This is a genomic window from Pseudomonas sp. MHK4 (assembly GCF_054600775.1).
In genome coordinates, this window is sequence record NZ_BAAIAK010000006.1 from 152,596 (window position 1) to 170,338 (window position 17,743).

The window sequence follows — 17,743 nt, forward strand, 5'->3', positions numbered from 1 at the left end:
TAGAGGTATGAAATGACCCCACCCCGCTGGCTACGAAATGTACGCCCCTACGGCGCCCCCGCCGAAGACATGCTGATCGAAAACGGCCGCTTCACCCAACGTCGCCCCGCCTCGACCACCGAGCTGCTGGCCACCGACATCGACGGCCAGAACCACCTGCTGACCCCCGCCCTGGTGGAAAGCCACGTGCACCTGGACAAGACCCTCTGGGGCCAACCCTGGCGCCCGAACAGTGCCGGCCCGACCCTCAAGGACTACATCGCCAACGAACGACGAATCCTGCGCGAAGTCACCGCGCCCATCGCGCAACGGGCCGGCACCCTGCTGGAAAACTGCATCGCCCGTGGCTCGCTGACCATGCGCTGTCATGTCGACATCGACCCGGAATTCGGCCTGCGCCACGTCGAGGCCATGCAGCAACTGCAGGACAAATACCGCGACCTGATCGACCTGCAACTGGTGGTGTTCCCGCAAACCGGCCTGATCAGCCGCCCCGGTACCGCCGAGCTGATGCGCGAAGCCATGGCCCTGGGCGTGGAAAACGTCGGGGGCCTGGACCCGTGCGGCATCGACAACGACCCAGTGGCGCAACTCGACTTCGTGTTCAACCTGGCCAGCGAGTTCGAGCGTGGCGTCGACATTCACCTGCACGACAAGGGCGAGCTGGGCCTGTGGCAGATCGCGCTGATCGCCGACTACACCGAGCGCTTCGGGCTTGAAGGCCGGGTGATGATCAGTCATGCCTATTGCCTGGGCATGTTGCCCTGGAGCCAGGTCAAGCCTGTAGCCGAGCGTCTGGCAGCCCTGGGTATTTCGCTGATGAGTTCGGCGCCGGCCGACTGCGCGGTTCCGCCGTTCCTGGCGTTGCGCGAGGCTGGCGTCAATGTCTGCCTGGGTTCCGATGGGATTCGCGACGCCTGGTCGCCCATGGGCAACGGCGACATGCTGGAGCGGGCGATGCTGCTGGCGTTTCGATTCGACTTGAACAAGGACGAAGAACTGGCGGCGGCGTTTGCGGCGGCAACGGTCAATGGTGCCCGGGCGCTGGGTTGTGAAGGTTATGGCCTGGAGATGGGTCAAGCGGCAGACTTTTTGTTGATACCAGTGCAGACCCTGGGCGAAGCCGTGGTTTCGCGGCCGGTTCGCCAGGTGTATCGCGGCGGACAATTGATCGCTTCTGGCGGTCGTTTGCTGGAAAGCCGCCTGTGAAACGCATCGGCTTGCGGGCCAGCTGCGTGGTCGGCTTCGACGGCACGCAGCATGTGCTGTGGCGCGATGGCGAAGTGGTGTTCGAAGGCTCGCGCACCGTGTTTGTCGGGCGCGATTACGCCGGGCCGGTGGATCAGTGGATCGACCATGGCAACGCGCTGATCGGCCCGGGTTTCATCGATCTGGATGCGCTGGGCGATCTCGATTCCACGGTGCTGACCCTGGACAACGGCGACGAGCGCGCCATGGGCCGGATGTGGTCGGCGCAGTATCTGGCGCGCGGCCCGCGGGAGAGTTACAGCGCCGAAGAAGAAGTCTTCAAGTACCGCTACGCCTTCAGCCAATTGATCCGCAATGGCATCACCACGGCCATGCCGATCACCTCGATGTATTACCGCGAGTGGGCCGAAACCTACGACGAGTTTGCCGCGGTGGCGGGCGTGGCGGCCGAGCTGGGGCTGCGCACTTACCTCGGCCCCTGCTACATGAGCGGCATGGGTTACTGGCAGGCCGACGGCACGCTGGCCCATCACTGGGACGAAGCCAGGGGCATGGCCGGGCTCGAGGCGGCCGAGCGGTTTTTCCAGGATTTCGATGGAACTCATGGCGGCCTGATTCGCGGCGCACTGCTGCCGGATCGCATCCAGACCTGCACGCCGGCGCTGCTGCAACGCACCGCCGCACTGAGCCGCGAACTCAACGCGCCGATGCGTTTGCATTGCTGCCAGGGGCTCGGCGAGGTGGCGATGGTTGAACAACTGCGCGGTCTTTCGCCACTGGCCTGGCTGGAGGATTTGGGCCTGCTAACCCCGCGCAGCCTGTTGCCCCATGGCATCTACACCCAGGGCGATGCCGACCTGCAACGGGTGGTGGATGGCGGCGCCAGCCTGGTGCATTGCCCGGTGGTGTTTGCCCGGGATGGCGAGGCGCTCAATTCCTTTGGTCGCTATCGCGCCAAGGGCATCAACTTCGCCCTGGGCACCGACACCTGGCCGGCGGACCTGCTGGACAACATGCGCCAGGGTTTGAACATCGCGCGGTTGATGGAAGGCGGTAATTCCCTGACCAGCACGCTGGATCTGTACAACGCCGCCACCCTCGGCGGTGCCAAGGCCCTGGGCCGTGACGATCTCGGGCGCCTGGCGCCGGGGGCCAAGGCCGACATCACGGTGTTCAGCCTGCGCGGCCTGCACCTGGGGCCGCTGTTCGACCCACTGAAAAACCTGGTTTTGGCCGGGCGTGGAGACGATTGCATCGCCAGCTACATCGACGGTCGCTGCGTGATGCTGGACGGTCAGGTCCAAGGTGTCGACTACCCCGCCCTGCAGCGCCAGGCCCAACGACAATTCGAAAAACTGATGCGCAGCCACAGCGACCGGGCCTTCGGCCAACCGGACTGGAAGACCTTGTTCCAGCCGGCCATCCCGTTCGCCGACGACTACAGCGCACAGGTGCCGCTCTGCGCCATCGATCCACTCCTTTAGAGAATTCTGCCTATGCAAAGCTTCGACTTCAGCACACTGAGTGCGCGCGACAAATACAAGATCCTGATCGGCAGCGTGGTGCCACGGCCGATTGCCCTGGTCACCACCGTCGATGCTGAAGGCCGCGTCAATGCCGCGCCGTTCAGCTTTTTCAATGCGCTGTCGGCCGACCCACCGATCCTGGCGCTGGGCGTAGAAAACTACGGCGACCAGAGCCCCAAGGACACCACGCGCAACATCCAGCTCAACCAGGAGTTCACCGTGAACATCGTCAGCGATGCCCTGGTGGAAGCCATGAACGTCTGCGCCGTGCCCTTCGCCCCGGGTTTCGACGAATTGACCGCCGCCGGCCTCACGGCCATCGCCGGCACCACGGTCAAATGCCCGCGCATCGGCGAGGCGCCGGTGGCCCTGGAATGCCGGCGGATGATGGCGCTGTCCATCGGCCAGTCGCGGGAGATCATCTTTGGCGAAGTGTTGATGGCCCATGTACGGGATGAATTGATCGACCCGAAAACCCTGTACATCGATCAGCTCGGGCTCGATGCGATCGGGCGGATGGGCGGGCATGGGTATGCGCGCACGCGGGATTACTTTGATTTGCCGACGCGGTCGTTGCAGGCGTGGACGGATGCACCGGGGGGTGGTGAGCGGTTTTGGCCAGTCACAAAATAACCCGCCTTCACGAATAACCTGTAGGAGCGAGCTTGCTCGCGATGGACATCAGGACGCCGCGGGGCATCAGGTTTTTCGCGTCATCGTTGACGACCATCGCGAGCAGGCTCGCTCCTACAGGGGGATGTGGCGTTAGTGGAAATCGCGGCTGCGCACGGTGATGCCGTCGAGCAGCGGGCTCAGGTCACTTAACCGCCCGGCAATCAAATGCCGCACCTCCCCTTCCTTCTCCCAGCGCCCATCGACCTTGAGCAACTGCGAGCCGACCAACACCTGGCGCTGGCGCTCGGCCAGGTCGCGCCAGACCACCACGTTGACGTTGCCGAACTCGTCTTCCAGGGTGACGAAGGTCACGCCGCTGGCGGTGCTGGGGCGTTGGCGACCGGTCACCAGCCCGGCGACGCTGACCGGCCGCCCGTGTTCGACATCCAGCAACTCCTTCGAACTGCGGCAGCGCCGGGCTTTCAACTCACCGCGCAACAAGGCCAACGGATGCGGCCCGAGGGTGGTGCCGAGGCTGTTGTAATCGGCCAGCAGGTCCTCGCCCACCGTGGGTTTGGGCAGCGCCACCGCGTCCTCCTCCTGACGGGGCAGGCCGGCAAACAGGCCGAGCTGTTTTTGCACCCCCGCCACTTCCCAGCGCGCCCGATGCCGGTCACCGGCCAGCCCCCGCAATGCTCCGGCATCGGCCAGTTGTTCCTGGGCGCGGGCATCCAGGCGCGCCCGTTCGCCAAGGTCGGCGATGTCGGCAAACGCACCCTTGGACCGCGCCACCTCGATGCGCCGGGCATCGTCCTCGCGAAAGCCCTTGATCATGCGCAACCCCATGCGAATCGCCGGTTGCGCGCCGGCAATCGGTTCCAGGCTGCAATCCCAGTCGCTGGCTCGCACGTCCACCGGGCGAATCTGCAAATGGTGACGGCGCGCGTCCTGCAGAATCTGGTCGGGGCTGTAGAACCCCATGGGCCAACTGTTGATCAGGGCACAGGCGAAGGCCGCCGGTTCGTGGCATTTCAACCAGCAACTGGCGTAGGTCAGCAAGGCAAAACTGGCGGCGTGGGATTCGGGGAAACCGTAGCTGCCAAAACCCTTGATCTGCTCGAAGATCTGCGCGGCGAAATCCGCGCTGTAGCCTTTTTTCTTCATCCCGGCGGCCAGGCGATCCTTGTGTGGCTCCAGCCCGCCATGGCGTTTCCAGGCCGCCATGGAGCGGCGCAACTGATCGGCTTCGCCGGGGCTGTAGTCGGCGGCGACGATGGCGATCTGCATCACCTGCTCCTGGAACAGCGGCACGCCGAGGGTGCGTTTCAACACCTCGCGCAACTCCTCGGAGGGATAGCTTTCCAGCTCTTCCTTGTTTCGCCGGCGCAGGTACGGGTGCACCATGCCACCCTGGATGGGACCTGGGCGCACGATCGCCACCTCGATCACCAGGTCATAGAACTTGCGCGGCTTGAGCCTGGGCAGCATCGACATCTGTGCCCGGGACTCGATCTGGAACACGCCGACGGTGTCGGCGCGGCCAATCATGTCGTAGGTCAGCGAGTCCTCGGAGGGGATGGTCGCCAGGCTCAAGTCGAGGTTGCGATGCCGCCGCAGCAGATCGAGGCAGCGGCGAATCGCGCTGAGCATGCCCAGCGCCAGGATATCGACCTTGAGCAGGCCGACCGCGTCCAGATCATCCTTGTCCCACTGGATGATGGTGCGCTCGGCCATGGCGGCGTTTTCCACCGGCACCAGGTGGTCCAGCGGCTGCTCGGAAATCACGAAGCCGCCAGGGTGCTGGGACAGGTGCCGGGGGAAACCGATCAACTGTTGGGTCAAGCTCAACACCCGGCGCAGCACCGGGCTCTCGGGATCGAAACCGCCTTCGCGCAGGCGCTCCACCGGCGGTGTTTCATCACTCCAGTGACCACAGCAATCGGCCAGGGCATTGATCTGGTCCGGCGGCAGGCCCAGCGCCTTGGCCACATCGCGCACGGCGCCGGCCGCGTGGTAAGTGCTGACCACGGCAGTCAATGCCGCGCGGGTCCGGCCATAGCGCTGGAACACGTACTGCAGGACTTCCTCGCGGCGTTCGTGCTCGAAGTCCACATCGATATCCGGCGGTTCGTCGCGCTCCTTGGAAAGAAAGCGTTCAAACAGCATGTTCATTCGGTCCGGGTCGATCTCGGTGATGCCCAAGGCGAAACACACCGCTGAGTTGGCCGCCGAACCCCGGCCCTGACAGAGAATTTTTTCGCGCCGGGCGAAGGCGACGATGTCCTGGACGGTGAGGAAATAACTCTCATAGCCCAGCTCGGCGATCAGCCCCAATTCCTTGTCGATCAGCCCGCGCACCTTCTCGCTCGCCCCCTGGGGCCAGCGCTGGCGAATGCCGCGCTCGGTCAATTCCCTCAGCCAGGACGCGGCGCTGTGGCCATCGGGCACCAGCTCCCGCGGATACTGATAACGCAACTGGCCAAGATCAAAGGTGCAGCGCCGGGCAATGTTCAGGGTTTCGTCGAGCAAGGCTGGCGGATAGAGCTCACGCAGCGCATCGAGGCCGCGCAAGTGGCGTTCGCCGTTGGGGTGCAGGCGCAACCCGGCATCGGCCACCGGCAGGTGATGGCGGATCGCGGTCATGGTGTCCTGCAGGGCCCGGCGCCCGCGCGCGTGCATGTGCACATCGCCGCTGGCCACCGCGGGGATGTGCAGTTGCCTGGCCAACGCCAGCAGATCGTTCAGGCGCCGGCTATCGTCCTGGCCGCGATGCAGCTGGACCGCCAACCACAGGCGTTCGGCGAAGACCTGCTGCAACCACTGGCCCTGTTCGACGTCATCGACCGCGTCCGGCACCCACAGCGCCAACAGCCCTGGCAAGGGTTCGGCGAAGTCTTCGCGCAGCACTTGATACTGGCCTTTCTGGGTACGGCGTCGGGCGCGGGTGATCAGTCGGCACAGGGTCTGGTAACCCTCGAGGTTTTCCACCAGCAACACCAGTTTCGGGCCATTCTCGATGCGCACTTCACTGCCGATGATCAGCGCCAGCTCCACGGATTTCGCCGCCTGCCAGGCACGAACGATACCGGCCAGGGTGCATTCGTCGGTGATCGCCAGGGCCTGGTAGCCCTGTTTTTTCGCCCGCTGGAACAGCTCGAGGGCACTGGAAGCACCGCGCTGGAAACTGAAGTTCGACAGGCAGTGCAGCTCGGCATATCCGGCGCTCATGCGAACCAGCCCTGCAGCCACAACGGACCACCCTCGCCCACCGTGCGATAAGCCCAACCCTGCTGGCCGGCACGGGTTTCGATCAGGTAGTAATCGCGGCGCACGTCGGCACCGTCCCACCAACCGGACTCGATGCGTTCCGGCCCCATGAGGATGCGCGTCGAGCCTTCGTGCACCGCCAGCGGCTCGGTCAGCAGCCAGCCCGGTCGCTGCACGGTCGGCAAGCCCGCACAGGGCTGGTGGTCGGCACTGGCCTGCCACGCGCACTCGGGCCGGTGATCGGCCTGAAAGCCCAGGCCATGCACCGCGTCATCCCCCAGCCGTGCGCGCAGGCGCTCACGCAGTTGCTCCCAGGGCAAGGATTGCTGCGGGCGATCGTCGAACAGCTCCTGAAACTGCGGAACGAAGCTCGGCAAGTCTTCGGCGCGCAGGCGAAAACCGCGCACCGGGGCCTCGACCTGGACTTGCTCCAGCCGCCCCCGGGCCAGTTCGAACAGCATGGCCGGATCGCGTTCGGCGCTGAGCAGGCCGACCTTGATCAGCGTGTCGGGCAGCCCGGCGTGTTCCAGGTGCAGGTCGAAACGCTGCACACCGCTGTCCCGACCGCAGAGGAACGCCGACAGGTCACCGGTCAATCGGCGCAGCGGAAACAGCAAGGCCTGATGGGACTGCACATCGAAATTGAGCTCGATGCGCACATCGAAACGGTCCGGCGGCAGGTAGAACGTCAGCGCTAACCGCCGCGTGCCCAGCAACGCATCCAGGTGCTTGAGCACCTCGGCCTCGAAACGCCGGGCCAGGCTATGCCGGGGCAACGCCTGCACCTGGCTCAAGGTGCGCAGGCCCATGCGCGACAACGCCGTGGCGACGCTGGCCGCAAGCCCGATGCGGTCGACAGGCATTTGCCCGAGGTGATGCTGCAAGGCTTGCTCGTCGGGCACCACCAGGCCGTCATGGGCGTTGGCCAGCATCCGCGCCGCCACCGGGTTGGGCGCGGCGACGATGCGGTGACGAAAACCCAGCTCGCCGAGTTCGCTGCGCAGTCGCGCCTCGAATTGCGGCCAGGCGCCGAACAGGCCCAGGCTGGACTCGATTTCGAACACCAGCGCCCGCGGGTAATGCACGCTGACCTGGGAACTGAAGCGATAAGCCCAGGCGGCGAGAAATTGCTGCCAATGTTCGATGGCGGCGACGTCGTACTCGGCGGTGGCAAAACCCTTGCTCAAGGCCTGGGCGGCGCTCATGGACTGGCCGGGGCGCAGACCCTGTGCCCGTGCCGGGCCATTGACCGCCTGCAGCACCCGACGCTGGGCCGGGCCGGTCAACAGCGCCAGCGGCTCTTCGGGGTCGGCGCGCTGGCGCAGTACCGCGTCCAGCGCCAATTGCGGGAACAGAATACACACCCAGCGCATGGCAACCTCAATGCCCCACGGCGAAGGCAATCGGCGCCGAACGGGCCAACCCGCCCCGGCACTTGAGCACCCGCAATTGCGCAGGCCTGGCATCGATGGCGATGCGCAGGGCCGCGGGCGACGGGTTGATCGCTTCACTGAGCGAGCGATAGGCGAACGCCAGGGTCGAGCCGGTTTCCGCGGCCACCTGCAAGCGGCGCAAGGCGCGGTCATCGGCCTTGTGCGGCCAGCACAGCACCGCGCCGCAACTGCCCGAGCGCAGGCATTGTTCCGCCGCCCACAACGCCTCGCGCTCGCTGGCCTGGATGATCGACAACTGGCGCAGATCGACCCCGGCGCGCTGCCAGGCCTGGGGATACGGCACATACGGCGGCGCCACCAGGACAATGCGCTCGCCCGCCGCCGACAGCCGCGCCAGCGCCGGCCACACCAGTTGCAACTCGCCCACGCCCTGTCCGGCCAGGAGGATTTCCGTCAGCGCCGCCTCCGGCCAGCCGCCCGTGGGCAGCGCCGCATCCAGCGCGGCATGCCCGGTGGGTTGCGGGCTGACGGTCGGCGGCGCAGGCCGGCCTCGCCAGACCTGGCCGCCATTGAACAGCGTATCCAGCGCAACGACGGCACCCATCAGCCTTGCCTCACCAGTCCGCAGAACACCCCTTCGATGGCCAGGTCCCGGTCGGCTTCGACGATGATCGGCTGATAGGCCGGGTTGCGCGGCAACAGGCGAACCCGCTCGCCGACCCGCTCGAAGCGCTTGATGGTGACTTCGCCGTCGAGACGCGCCACGACGATCTGGCCGTTCAGCGCCTCGGGGCTGCGGTGCACGCCCACCAGGTCGCCGTCGAGAATGCCGTCCTCGATCATCGAGTCGCCGCGCACCCGCAGCATGTAGTCCGGCACCCGGGAGAACATCGACGGATCGAGCAGCAAGCGGCGATGGACCTCGGCATCGGCACCGATCGGCGCACCGGCCGCGACCCGGCCAAGGACCGGGATGTCCAGCAGCTCGGGGCGCGGTGGCTGCCCGAGCAAACGAATGCCCCGGGCCTGATGCGGGTTGACCTCGATAAACCCGGCTTCGGTCAGCGCCAGCACATGCTTGCGCGCCACGCTGCGGGAGGCGAAACCAAACGCCTCGCTGATCTCAGCGAGGCTCGGGGACTGACCGTGCTCGGCGATGCGCTCGCGGATAAAGGTCAGGATGGCGGTACGGCGGAGAGTCAGGGTCGTCATGGAGTACATTTGTACTCCTGTCGGAATTATCTGACAAGCACTTGTAGGAGCGAGCTTGCTCCGAGCGGCGATCCGACGATGAACTTCAGAGCGCCGCGTTCAGCCAGAAAACACGCGTTATCGTTAACGACCATCGCGAGCAAGCTCGCTCCTACAAACCACGGCCCCCCAGAAACCCTGCGATGTAATCAATGAACGCCAGCACCTTGGCCGTGGCCCGCCGATGGCTGGGATACACCGCCAGGATGTGCGGGCCGAAACTGTCCGGGTCGATCGCGTAATCGGCCATCAATCGCACCAGTCGCCCATCCGCGATATACGGCGCCGCGCTCCACAACGGCGTATGCAGCAGGCCGCGTCCGGCCAGGGCATTGGCCAGCAACAAGTCGTAGTTGTCGCTGCGCAGGCGTGGCGCCTGGGGCTGCGGCAGGCTCAGGCGCTGGCCGTCGCGCTCGACCCACCAGAATTCGCGGCTGAGCAACGGATGGCAATACAGCAACCAGTCATGCTCGTCGAGGGTTTGCGGGGTGACCGCCAGGCCCTTGCGTTCGAGGTATGCAGGGCTGGCGCACAGCGCCAGGCAATTGCTGCCGACCACACGGGCGATCAACCCCGGCAAGTCGTCATGCCCTTCGCGCAAGGCCAGGTCATGGCCGCTCTCCAGCAGATTGACGAAGTCGTCGCACAGGTCCACTTGCAGGTTGATCTGCGGGTACTGGTCAAGAAAACCGCCACACACCTGATCGAGAAAGGCCTGTCCATAGGCCAGTGGCGCGGTGATTTTCAGGCTGCCGCGCAAACCATGCTGCAATTGCTCGATTTCCTCGCCGGCCTCGTCCAGTCGCTGCAACACCTGGCGCGCGGTTTCCAGGTAGAGCCGCCCGGATTCGGTGAGCAGGATCCGCCGGGTACTGCGCTCGAACAACCGCGCGCCGAGCTCCGCTTCCAGGTGATTGACCGCTTTGGTCAGCGCCGACGGGGTCTTGCCCAATTGCTCGGCGGCGCGGCTGAAGCTGCCCAGTTGCGCCGTGACCACGAACATTTTCAGTGCACCCAGCTTGTCCATACTTTTTCCATTCAGGCAAAAACGTTTTTCGTGAGTGAGGCGTTCTGTCGAGCGCGGCAAGCCACTAATCTGGCCATCAGACGCAATAACAAGGAAACATTCAATGAAAAGATTCATCCCGAATCTGTTGATGCTGGCAGTCAGTTTTGCCTCGTTGGAAGCCATGGCGGCGACCGACCTGGTGCTTATCAACGGCAAGATCTTCACCGCCGACCGCAACCAGCCCAAGGTCCAGGCGCTGGCGGTACAGGATGGAAAAGTGTTGCAAGTGGGCAGCGATGCCCAGATCAAGGCCCTGATCGAGCCAGGCACCCAAGTCATTGACCTGGGCGGCAAGACCCTGATGCCCGGCCTGATCGATAGCCACTCCCACGCGATTTTCGGTGGCCTGGAAATGGTGTCGGCCAATATGGAAGACGAGGTGGTCGATCTCGACGAACTGGAAAAACGCCTGCGCGCCTGGCGTGACGACGGTAAAGCCAGGCATGGCGATGTCCTGAGCGTGGCCGGCATGAGCTCGGCTTACTGGGCTCAGGCCGAAGCCCTGGGCAAGAAATTCAACAGCGGCGAATGGGCCGACGTCTTCGTGGTATTCACCGGCAGCGATCACCACACAGCCTGGGCCAACAACGTGATGCTCAAGCGCGCCGGCATCGATGCCGCGCTGCTGAAAAGCCTGCCGGACGCCGAGAAAGACACCATCGGCAAACTCGCCGACGGCAGCCCCAACGGTTTCCTGGTGGACGCCGGCTGGGACCGGGTGGCCTCGAAAATGCCATCGCCAAGTGCCGCCGATATGTTGAAAGCCGCGCAAACCGCCGTGAGCTACAACAACAGCCTCGGCATCACAGCGTGGATGGACCCCGCCGCCAACGCCGCGCCCGGCGAGCCGATTTTCGCCCTCAAGCCCACGGAAAAAACCGTCGGCGTGCTGCCGGTGTACAAGGCCCTGTCGGAAAGCGGCGGCATGAGCGCTCACGTGGCGGCGCTGCTGGTGGCCAACGGCAAGAGCGTTCCCGCCGATCTCGACACCCTGGACAAGGTCCGCCAGCAATTCCAAGGCATTCCCGACCTGACGTTGCCCGGTATCAAGATCTTCGCCGATGGCGTGATCGAGTACCCGGCGCAGAGCGCAGCGATGATCGACCCTTACACCAACTCGCACAAACCGGGCGAGTTGCTGATCGATCCGAAGCACTTCGGTGAGCTGGTCAGCGCCATCGATCAGCGCGGCTGGCTGGTGCACATCCACGCCATCGGCGACCGCGCGGTGCGCGAATCGCTGAACGGCATCGCCCAGGCGCGCAAGGACCGGCAGAGCGGCGTGACCCACTCCGTCACGCACTTGCAGATCGTCAACCCGAAAGAGTTCGCCCGCTTCAAACCCCTCGACGTCATCGCCTCGATGCAACTGCTCTGGGCCAGCGCCGACGACTACACCACGGACATGATCAAGCCTTACGTCAGTGCCCTGGCGTTCCGTTACCAGTACCCGGCGCACTCGCTGCTCAAACAGGGCGCGACCATTTCCGGGGCCAGCGACTGGCCGGTGTCCACGCCGAACCCGTTCAACGCCATGGCCCAGGCCATGACCCGGGTCGGCCCGCTGGGCGTGCTCAACGCCGAGGAACGCATCGACCGCGAAACCATGTTCTACGCCTACACCCTCAATGCCGCTCGCACCATCGGCCTGGACAAACAAATCGGCTCGCTGAGTGCCGGTAAACAGGCCGACTTCATCGTGGTCGATCGCGATGTGTTCAGCGTCGACGAAAAAGCCCTGCACGACACGCAAGTACTGCAGACCTGGTTCGCCGGCCGTCAGGTCTACGCGCAAACCCTCTGACAAAAAGCTGCAACGCCCCCACCGCCCGACCTCGTGTTTCTCGACACGAGGCCCGGCGCAGCCTTGCCCGACATCTGCCCTTAACAATAAAAACAACGGGACGTACCCCATGAAAGCTTTCACCCTGTTCGCCCTCGGTTCCTTGAGCTTGCTGCCAATGTGCAGCCAGGCCGTGCCCTTGAACGATGATTTCTCCTTGCTGCTGGATGTCACCCTGGCCAGCGACTACCGCACCCGCGGCATCTCGCAGACCCAGAACGACCCCGCCTTGCAGGCCGGTGCAACCCTGGCGCACAGCAGCGGCCTGTACCTGGGCGCGTGGACGTCCAACGTCGACTTTGGCGGCGGCCTGAAGACCCGGCAGGAAGTCGACTACTACGCCGGTTGGTTCTGGCAGGCCACCGATGATGTCAGTCTCGACCTGGGCTATCTGAAGTACTCATATCCGAAGGAGAGCCAATTCAATCAGAGCGAGGTCTACGGGATTCTCAGTGTCTATGGTGTGAAGCTCGGCGCCTATTATTCCGACGATGCCCCGGGCATCGACAGCGAGCAGAACTCGCTCTACAGCTACGTCGGCTACGAGACCGAACTGCCTTACGACACCGGCCTGAAACTGCGCTACGGCTTGATGGACTTCAAGGATCCGCACCTGTATTCGAGCTCGGGTGAAGCCGAGGATTCGTACCGTGAATGGGAGGTCAAGCTGACCCACGAACTGGCGGGTGTGATGCTGGGCCTGAGCTACATCGACACCGATCTGTCCAAGAGCCAGTGCACCAGCAACTGGGGTTTCGACGACGTCTGCAGCGCGACCGTGGTAGCAAGCATCAGCAAATCCTTCTGAGTTCCCACTCTGTATTTGGCCTTTGAATCTTGTGCTGAATTTGAGATTGCCATCGCTGGCAAGCCAGCTCCTACAGGGGCCAGGCGACCACAATATTGGTGTCGTCCCCGATCAATTGTAGGAGCTGGCTTGCCAGCGAAAGCGGTATTCCATTCACAGATCAAGTCCGCGGAGATAGGCCCACGGGTAGATCCCGCGTTCGTGGCCATCACTGAACACCAACTGCAATCCATACCCTTGGGCATTCACTTCGATCAGCCGAACACGGTCGTCCACCAGCGGTGTCATCCCGCGCAAGCGAAACGCCCGGCATTGCGAACAGGGGCATTGACGGCGCAACTGCGCGTGATCCAGCCGCTGCTCACGGCCATCGGGCCAGTTCAAGCGCAGCTGTTGTTTGCTCCGCGAATTGCCCACCGCCACCGGGTTCATTGCAGCTGACTCAGGGCAATGCGCACCGCCTTGCGCACTTCCGGATCGCCATCGTCCTGCGCGGCCAGCAACGGCGCAATGGCGCCTTTTTCGTTCAACTCACCGAGGGCCAGGGCGGCTTCCTTGCGCAGGTTGCTGATGCGGTGGCCGAGGGTGTCGATCAGCGCGTCTAAACCCTGGGCGAAACGCAAACGACCCAGACTGCGGGTGGCGCGCAGGCGCACTTGCCAATAATCGTCGCTCAAGGCTTCGACCAGGGCCGGGCCGGCGTCGATGTGCCCGACCTTGCCCAAGGTCGTGGCGGCTTCCTCGCGCACTTGCCAGGCTTGGTCCCGCAACGCCTGGCGCAGGGCCGGCAGCACCTGTGAGTCGGACGCCAGGCCGAGGGCACCGGTGGCGGCGCGGCGCACTTCGGTGTCCGGGTCGGCGCTGGCCAATCGTGCCAAAGCCGGCAAGGCATCGAGCTGCTTGAGCCAGCCCAGCACCCCCACCGCTTCACGGCGGACATTGGCGTCCTGATCGGCCAAGGCCAACAGCGCCGCCGAGGCCGCTTGCGGATAGCGCAACTCGCGCAAGGCCCTGAACGCGGCGATGCGCACACCGATGTCGGCATGCCCGGTCCACGGCAGGATCACCCGGCCCGCCGCCTCACTCTTGAGCAGGCTGAGACTTTGCGCGGCGGCGGCTTGCACCGCGGTGGAGGGGTCGGTCAGCGCCTGGCACAGCGCCTCGACCACCGGCTCATCTTCCCAGGCCTCCAGCAGCCGTGCGCCTTCGGCACGGACCTCCTCGGCCGGGTCTTGAGCCAGTCGATCGACCAACCACAGCAGGCCGTCCGGCTCTTCCAGGTCGGCCAGTTCAATAAGTGCGATGCGGCGCACGCCGGCATCGTCATCGGTCAGGCGCGGTTGCAGGGCAAGAATGTCGTCGTTGTCGGTTACATCGAATAGTGAGGTCATAGGGCAAATCGCGGCAGTTTGTTTTCAGGAGGCAGTCCGAGAGGGTTCAGGCGCGGTAATTGCCGACCGTCTTCGTGACGCAGTAATTCGAGGCAGTGACGTTTCAAGCGGGAGAACTCATGGCTGGTCACCAGTTCAGTGGTGCGCGGCCGGGAAAAATCCAGGCGCAGGTCTTCGATGATCCGCCCGGGACGCGAACTCATGACCAGCAGGCGGTCGGCGAGGAACAGCGCTTCGTCGATGTCGTGGGTGACAAACACCACGGTGGTGCGAATGCGCGTCCAGATGTCCAGCAACAGTTCCTGCATGTTCAAGCGGGTCAGGGCATCGAGGGCGCCAAAGGGCTCGTCCATCAGCAACAGCCGTGGCCGATTGACCAGCACCCGGGCGATTTCCACCCGCTGCTGCATACCGCCGGAGAGCTGATCCGGCCAGCGCTCGGCAAAACCTTGCAGGCCCACCAGGGCGAGGATTTCGTCGGCGGCCTGGTGTCGCTCGGTTTGGCCGACGCCGCGCATTTTCAGGCCGAAGGCAACGTTGTCGCGCACGGTTCGCCAAGGGAACAGCGTGTGATGCTGGAACACCATGCCGCGTTGCGGCGACGGTCCCGAGACTTTTGCACCGTCGACATTCAAGGTCCCGGTGTACGTGGTCAGATGCCCGGCCAGGGCGCCAAGCAAGGTGGATTTGCCGCACCCGGACGGCCCGAGGATGCACACGAACTGCCCCGGTTCGATCAGGCAATCGAGGCCTTGCACGGCTTCAAACGCCGCACTGCCCTCACCCAGGCTGATCGACAAAGCGCGGATATCGATACGCCCTTCAGGTTGTTGAAAAACACTCATCAGGCTTTTCCTCGTGGTCGATGCCAGGGCGTGAACACGCCGCCCAGGCGTTTGATCAACAGGCTGCTGCCCATCCCGAGTACGCCGATCAGCAACATGCCGACCACGATGTCGGGGTAGTTCTGGATGGTGTAGGACTCCCAGGTGTAATAGCCGATGCCGTATTGGCCGGAGATCATCTCGGCGGTCACCAGGCAGAACCACGAGGTGCCCATGCCAATGGCCAGGCCGGTGATGATGCTCGGCGCGGCGCCCGGCAGGATCACTTCCAGCAGCATCGCCCGGCGCCCTGCCCCGAGGCTTTTCGCCGAGGCGATCAACCGTGGGTCAACGCCTTCTACGCCGTGCACGGTGTTGAGCAGGATCGGGAACAAGGCGCCGGTAAAGGTGATGAAAACCATCGACAGCTCGGACGAGGGGAACATCAGGATTGCCAGGGGAATCCAGGCCACGGCGGGGATTGGGCGCAGTACTTCCAGTGGAGGCAGCAGCAAGTCTTCGGCCCATTTCGAGCGACCGATGGCCAGGCCCAGGGCGACGCCGATGATCAGCGCGGCGAGGTAGCCGGCAAAGACTCGGCTGAGGCTGCTGCCAAGGTGTCGGGCGAGCTTGCCGGAGTCGCCGAGGCCCAGCGCCGCCTCAATAACGGCCAAGGGGGTCGGGACGTTGGCGAAGGTCACCAGGCCCAGGTTCCAGTGGTGGCTGGCGGCGAGGTGCCAGAACAGCAGGCAGAGCAGCAAGGATGCGGCCCTTGGAATCCAGCGTAAAAATGATCCGTACACATTATTCCCTCTCTCTGGAAACCTGTGGGAGCTGGCTTGCCAGCGATTGCGGTGTGTCAGTCAACATTGATGTTGGCTGGTCGGACGCCTTCGCTGGCAACCAGCTCCTACAGGGTTCGAGGTGTTCTGGCGGTTAGCGGACGGCCAGGGCCTGGGTGGTGGCGTCGGTGAAATCGAACACCTTGCCGCCCTGGGCCGTGGCGAATTGCTGGGCCTGGCCCTTGAGCAGGAACGCACTCAGACCACCCTTGGCATCACTGGCAAACCACGCCTGGTCCGCCAGCAACTTGATCCCGCTGTCACTGGCCTGGGCATACACCGCGCGGATGTTCTTGCCTTCCTGCTTCAGCGCGGCCAGCGCGGTGAACGCCGCTTGCGCCGAGGCGTACTGGCGAACCTTAGGCTCGCCGCGCACCCAGATCTCAGCCACATGGCTGAAGTCGGTGATGGCTTCGCCGCTGGCGGCATCGACGGCCTTGAGCGGCGTCTGCTGGTAATTGGCAAGCTGCGCGCTGTAGTCCAGGTTCGAGGCCTTGAACGCGGCGCGGATGTACTGGTCGTCGATGAAGGTATTCAGGTCGAGGCCGCGATCGGCTTTTTTCAACAGCTTGAGGGTGTCGATGGCGGTACCGACGGCCTGGCGATATTCCGGTTTCCAGGTGAGATCACGGGTCTGCACGCCGAGCGGGCCGTGGAACAGGTAGTTGACCTCGGCATCGACCCCGGTGACCTTGGCGATCAGTTCGCTGTACTTCTCAGGTTCGGCGGCGAGCAGCTGGTTGGCTTCGATACTGGCGCGCAGGTAAGCGACGACGATTTCCGGGTATTTCTTCGCATAGGCCTGGTCGACCAGCGCCCCGTGGAAAGTCGGCGCGCCGGCTTGGGAACCGTCGTAGATCTTGCGTGCAAAACCCCGGCTCGGGAACAGTTCGGCGAACGGCACGAAGTCGGCATGGGCGTCGATCTTGCCGGCCTGCAACGCGGAACCGGCGACTTCCGGCGGCTGGGCAATGATGTTCACGTCCTTGAGCGGGTCCCAGCCCTGGGCTGCCACCGCGCGCAGCAACATGCCATGGGCGGTGGACGCGAACGGCACGGAAATGGTCTTGCCCTTGAGCTCGGCCAGCGACTGCACACCCGATGCGCTCGGCACCACGATGCCGTTGCCACTGCCCTTGGTGCTGCCCGACAGCACGCTGATAAACAGGCTGTGCTTGCCGGCGGTTTCGAAGGCCACGCCGTTGAACGAACCGGGGAAATCGGCCATGGCGCCGAAGTCGAGCTTGCCGGCGACCATCTCGTTGGTCAGCGGCGCGCCACTGGTGAAGTTCCTCCACTCGACGTCGTATTGGGCGTCTTTGTACTGGCCGTCGTGGGGCAGGTATTTGTCCAGCAGGCCCAGTTCGCGAATCAACAGGCCGCCGGCGGCGCAGTTGATGGTGGTGTCCTGGGTGCCGATGGCAATGCGGATGGTTTCGGCCTGGGCCGACAAGGTGAATGAAGCCAGTACCAGACCGGCCAATGCTGCACGCAATAACATGGTAAATCCCCTCGAATCATTTATTGGATGTTCGTCTCCGCCACGATCAGGGCGTGGTGGGAAACGAGGGGTGTCTTTCAATTCAGCGTCCGGTGTTGCCGGGTGGCTTTTGGGTTGTCTGGGCTGGCCTCATCGCTGGCAAGCCAGCTCCTACAAGGTCCGGAGTCGTTCACAAAGCACCTGCAGGAGCTGGCTTGCCAGCG

At 64.3% G+C, this 17,743-nt stretch carries 15 protein-coding genes; 5 read left to right on the forward strand and 10 right to left on the reverse strand.

Annotated features, from left to right (window positions below):
* Positions 1 to 12 precede the first annotated feature (12 nt).
* The 3 genes from ACYP2Q_RS17115 to ACYP2Q_RS17125 are packed head-to-tail and all read left to right on the forward strand — an operon-like array spanning position 13 to position 3,368.
* Entirely contained in the window at positions 13 to 1,209 is a 1,197-nt protein-coding gene (locus ACYP2Q_RS17115) for an amidohydrolase family protein (RefSeq protein ID WP_459731563.1), read from the forward strand.
* A complete protein-coding gene (locus tag ACYP2Q_RS17120) occupies positions 1,206 to 2,693 on the forward strand; it encodes an amidohydrolase family protein (RefSeq protein ID WP_459731564.1) in 1,488 nt (495 codons plus the stop codon). Before ACYP2Q_RS17115 ends, ACYP2Q_RS17120 begins: the two co-directional genes overlap by 4 nt.
* A 12-nt stretch (positions 2,694 to 2,705) precedes the next feature.
* The gene (locus ACYP2Q_RS17125) at positions 2,706 to 3,368 is read left to right on the forward strand and encodes a flavin reductase family protein (protein ID WP_459731565.1); all 663 of its coding nucleotides are present in this window, start codon (positions 2,706 to 2,708) and stop codon (positions 3,366 to 3,368) included.
* Positions 3,369 to 3,500: 132 nt separating this feature from the next.
* On the opposite strand, the gene ACYP2Q_RS17130 is transcribed toward ACYP2Q_RS17125, so the two are convergent.
* The 5 genes from ACYP2Q_RS17130 to ACYP2Q_RS17150 all read right to left on the reverse strand — a co-directional run bounded on the left by ACYP2Q_RS17130 (position 3,501) and on the right by ACYP2Q_RS17150 (position 10,289).
* A complete protein-coding gene (locus ACYP2Q_RS17130; protein ID WP_459731566.1) occupies positions 3,501 to 6,599 on the reverse strand; it encodes an error-prone DNA polymerase in 3,099 nt (1,032 codons plus the stop codon).
* Entirely contained in the window at positions 6,575 to 7,990 is a 1,416-nt protein-coding gene (locus tag ACYP2Q_RS17135) for a Y-family DNA polymerase (RefSeq protein ID WP_459731568.1), read from the reverse strand. Before ACYP2Q_RS17135 ends, ACYP2Q_RS17130 begins: the two co-directional genes overlap by 25 nt.
* 7 nt (positions 7,991 to 7,997) lie before the next feature.
* Positions 7,998 to 8,615: a translesion DNA synthesis-associated protein ImuA gene (gene imuA, locus ACYP2Q_RS17140; protein WP_459731569.1), complete on the reverse strand. Its 618-nt coding sequence runs from the start codon at positions 8,613 to 8,615 to the stop codon at positions 7,998 to 8,000.
* A complete protein-coding gene (gene lexA, locus ACYP2Q_RS17145; RefSeq protein ID WP_459731570.1) occupies positions 8,615 to 9,232 on the reverse strand; it encodes a transcriptional repressor LexA in 618 nt (205 codons plus the stop codon). Before lexA ends, imuA begins: the two co-directional genes overlap by 1 nt.
* Positions 9,233 to 9,374: 142 nt before the next feature.
* Positions 9,375 to 10,289 carry a LysR family transcriptional regulator gene (locus ACYP2Q_RS17150; protein ID WP_459731572.1) on the reverse strand — a complete coding sequence of 305 codons (915 nt, stop codon included), beginning with the start codon at positions 10,287 to 10,289 and terminating at the stop codon, positions 9,375 to 9,377.
* A 103-nt stretch (positions 10,290 to 10,392) separates the two neighbouring features.
* Between ACYP2Q_RS17150 and ACYP2Q_RS17155 the strand changes: the two genes are divergently transcribed.
* Together ACYP2Q_RS17155 and ACYP2Q_RS17160 are read left to right on the forward strand one after the other, a co-directional pair.
* Positions 10,393 to 12,135 (forward strand): amidohydrolase, encoded by a 1,743-nt coding sequence (locus ACYP2Q_RS17155; protein ID WP_459731574.1) that lies wholly within the window; start codon positions 10,393 to 10,395, stop codon positions 12,133 to 12,135.
* Between the two features lie 109 nt (positions 12,136 to 12,244).
* Positions 12,245 to 12,982 (forward strand): TorF family putative porin, encoded by a 738-nt coding sequence (locus ACYP2Q_RS17160; RefSeq protein WP_459731575.1) that lies wholly within the window; start codon positions 12,245 to 12,247, stop codon positions 12,980 to 12,982.
* 153 nt (positions 12,983 to 13,135) lie between these two features.
* On the opposite strand, the gene ACYP2Q_RS17165 is transcribed toward ACYP2Q_RS17160, so the two are convergent.
* The 5 genes from ACYP2Q_RS17165 to ACYP2Q_RS17185 form a co-directional block, all read right to left on the reverse strand.
* Positions 13,136 to 13,414 carry a DUF971 domain-containing protein gene (locus ACYP2Q_RS17165; RefSeq protein WP_459731577.1) on the reverse strand — a complete coding sequence of 93 codons (279 nt, stop codon included), beginning with the start codon at positions 13,412 to 13,414 and terminating at the stop codon, positions 13,136 to 13,138.
* The gene (locus ACYP2Q_RS17170; protein WP_459731579.1) at positions 13,411 to 14,373 is read right to left on the reverse strand and encodes a HEAT repeat domain-containing protein; all 963 of its coding nucleotides are present in this window, start codon (positions 14,371 to 14,373) and stop codon (positions 13,411 to 13,413) included. Before ACYP2Q_RS17170 ends, ACYP2Q_RS17165 begins: the two co-directional genes overlap by 4 nt.
* Positions 14,370 to 15,218, reverse strand: coding sequence for an ABC transporter ATP-binding protein (locus ACYP2Q_RS17175; RefSeq protein ID WP_459731580.1), 849 nt, complete (start codon positions 15,216 to 15,218; stop codon positions 14,370 to 14,372). Before ACYP2Q_RS17175 ends, ACYP2Q_RS17170 begins: the two co-directional genes overlap by 4 nt.
* Positions 15,218 to 16,000 carry an ABC transporter permease gene (locus tag ACYP2Q_RS17180; protein ID WP_459731582.1) on the reverse strand — a complete coding sequence of 261 codons (783 nt, stop codon included), beginning with the start codon at positions 15,998 to 16,000 and terminating at the stop codon, positions 15,218 to 15,220. The genes ACYP2Q_RS17175 and ACYP2Q_RS17180 overlap by 1 nt, the downstream gene beginning before the upstream one ends.
* Before the next feature lie 133 nt (positions 16,001 to 16,133).
* Positions 16,134 to 17,540 (reverse strand): ABC transporter substrate-binding protein, encoded by a 1,407-nt coding sequence (locus ACYP2Q_RS17185; protein WP_459731583.1) that lies wholly within the window; start codon positions 17,538 to 17,540, stop codon positions 16,134 to 16,136.
* Positions 17,541 to 17,743: the final 203 nt, after the last annotated feature.

What these genes read in the sequence shown, in the direction of transcription:
- ACYP2Q_RS17115 (WP_459731563.1), top strand. Translation starts at nt 13, where the DNA reads ATGACCCCACCCCGCTGGCTACGAAATGTACGCCCCTACGGCGCCCCC.
- ACYP2Q_RS17125 (WP_459731565.1), top strand. Translation starts at nt 2,706, where the DNA reads ATGCAAAGCTTCGACTTCAGCACACTGAGTGCGCGCGACAAATACAAG.
- ACYP2Q_RS17135 (WP_459731568.1), bottom strand. Translation starts at nt 7,990, where the DNA reads ATGCGCTGGGTGTGTATTCTGTTCCCGCAATTGGCGCTGGACGCGGTA.
- imuA (WP_459731569.1), bottom strand. Translation starts at nt 8,615, where the DNA reads ATGGGTGCCGTCGTTGCGCTGGATACGCTGTTCAATGGCGGCCAGGTC.
- lexA (WP_459731570.1), bottom strand. Translation starts at nt 9,232, where the DNA reads ATGTACTCCATGACGACCCTGACTCTCCGCCGTACCGCCATCCTGACC.
- ACYP2Q_RS17150 (WP_459731572.1), bottom strand. Translation starts at nt 10,289, where the DNA reads ATGGACAAGCTGGGTGCACTGAAAATGTTCGTGGTCACGGCGCAACTG.
- ACYP2Q_RS17155 (WP_459731574.1), top strand. Translation starts at nt 10,393, where the DNA reads ATGAAAAGATTCATCCCGAATCTGTTGATGCTGGCAGTCAGTTTTGCC.
- ACYP2Q_RS17160 (WP_459731575.1), top strand. Translation starts at nt 12,245, where the DNA reads ATGAAAGCTTTCACCCTGTTCGCCCTCGGTTCCTTGAGCTTGCTGCCA.
- ACYP2Q_RS17165 (WP_459731577.1), bottom strand. Translation starts at nt 13,414, where the DNA reads ATGAACCCGGTGGCGGTGGGCAATTCGCGGAGCAAACAACAGCTGCGC.
- ACYP2Q_RS17170 (WP_459731579.1), bottom strand. Translation starts at nt 14,373, where the DNA reads ATGACCTCACTATTCGATGTAACCGACAACGACGACATTCTTGCCCTG.
- ACYP2Q_RS17175 (WP_459731580.1), bottom strand. Translation starts at nt 15,218, where the DNA reads ATGAGTGTTTTTCAACAACCTGAAGGGCGTATCGATATCCGCGCTTTG.
- ACYP2Q_RS17185 (WP_459731583.1), bottom strand. Translation starts at nt 17,540, where the DNA reads ATGTTATTGCGTGCAGCATTGGCCGGTCTGGTACTGGCTTCATTCACC.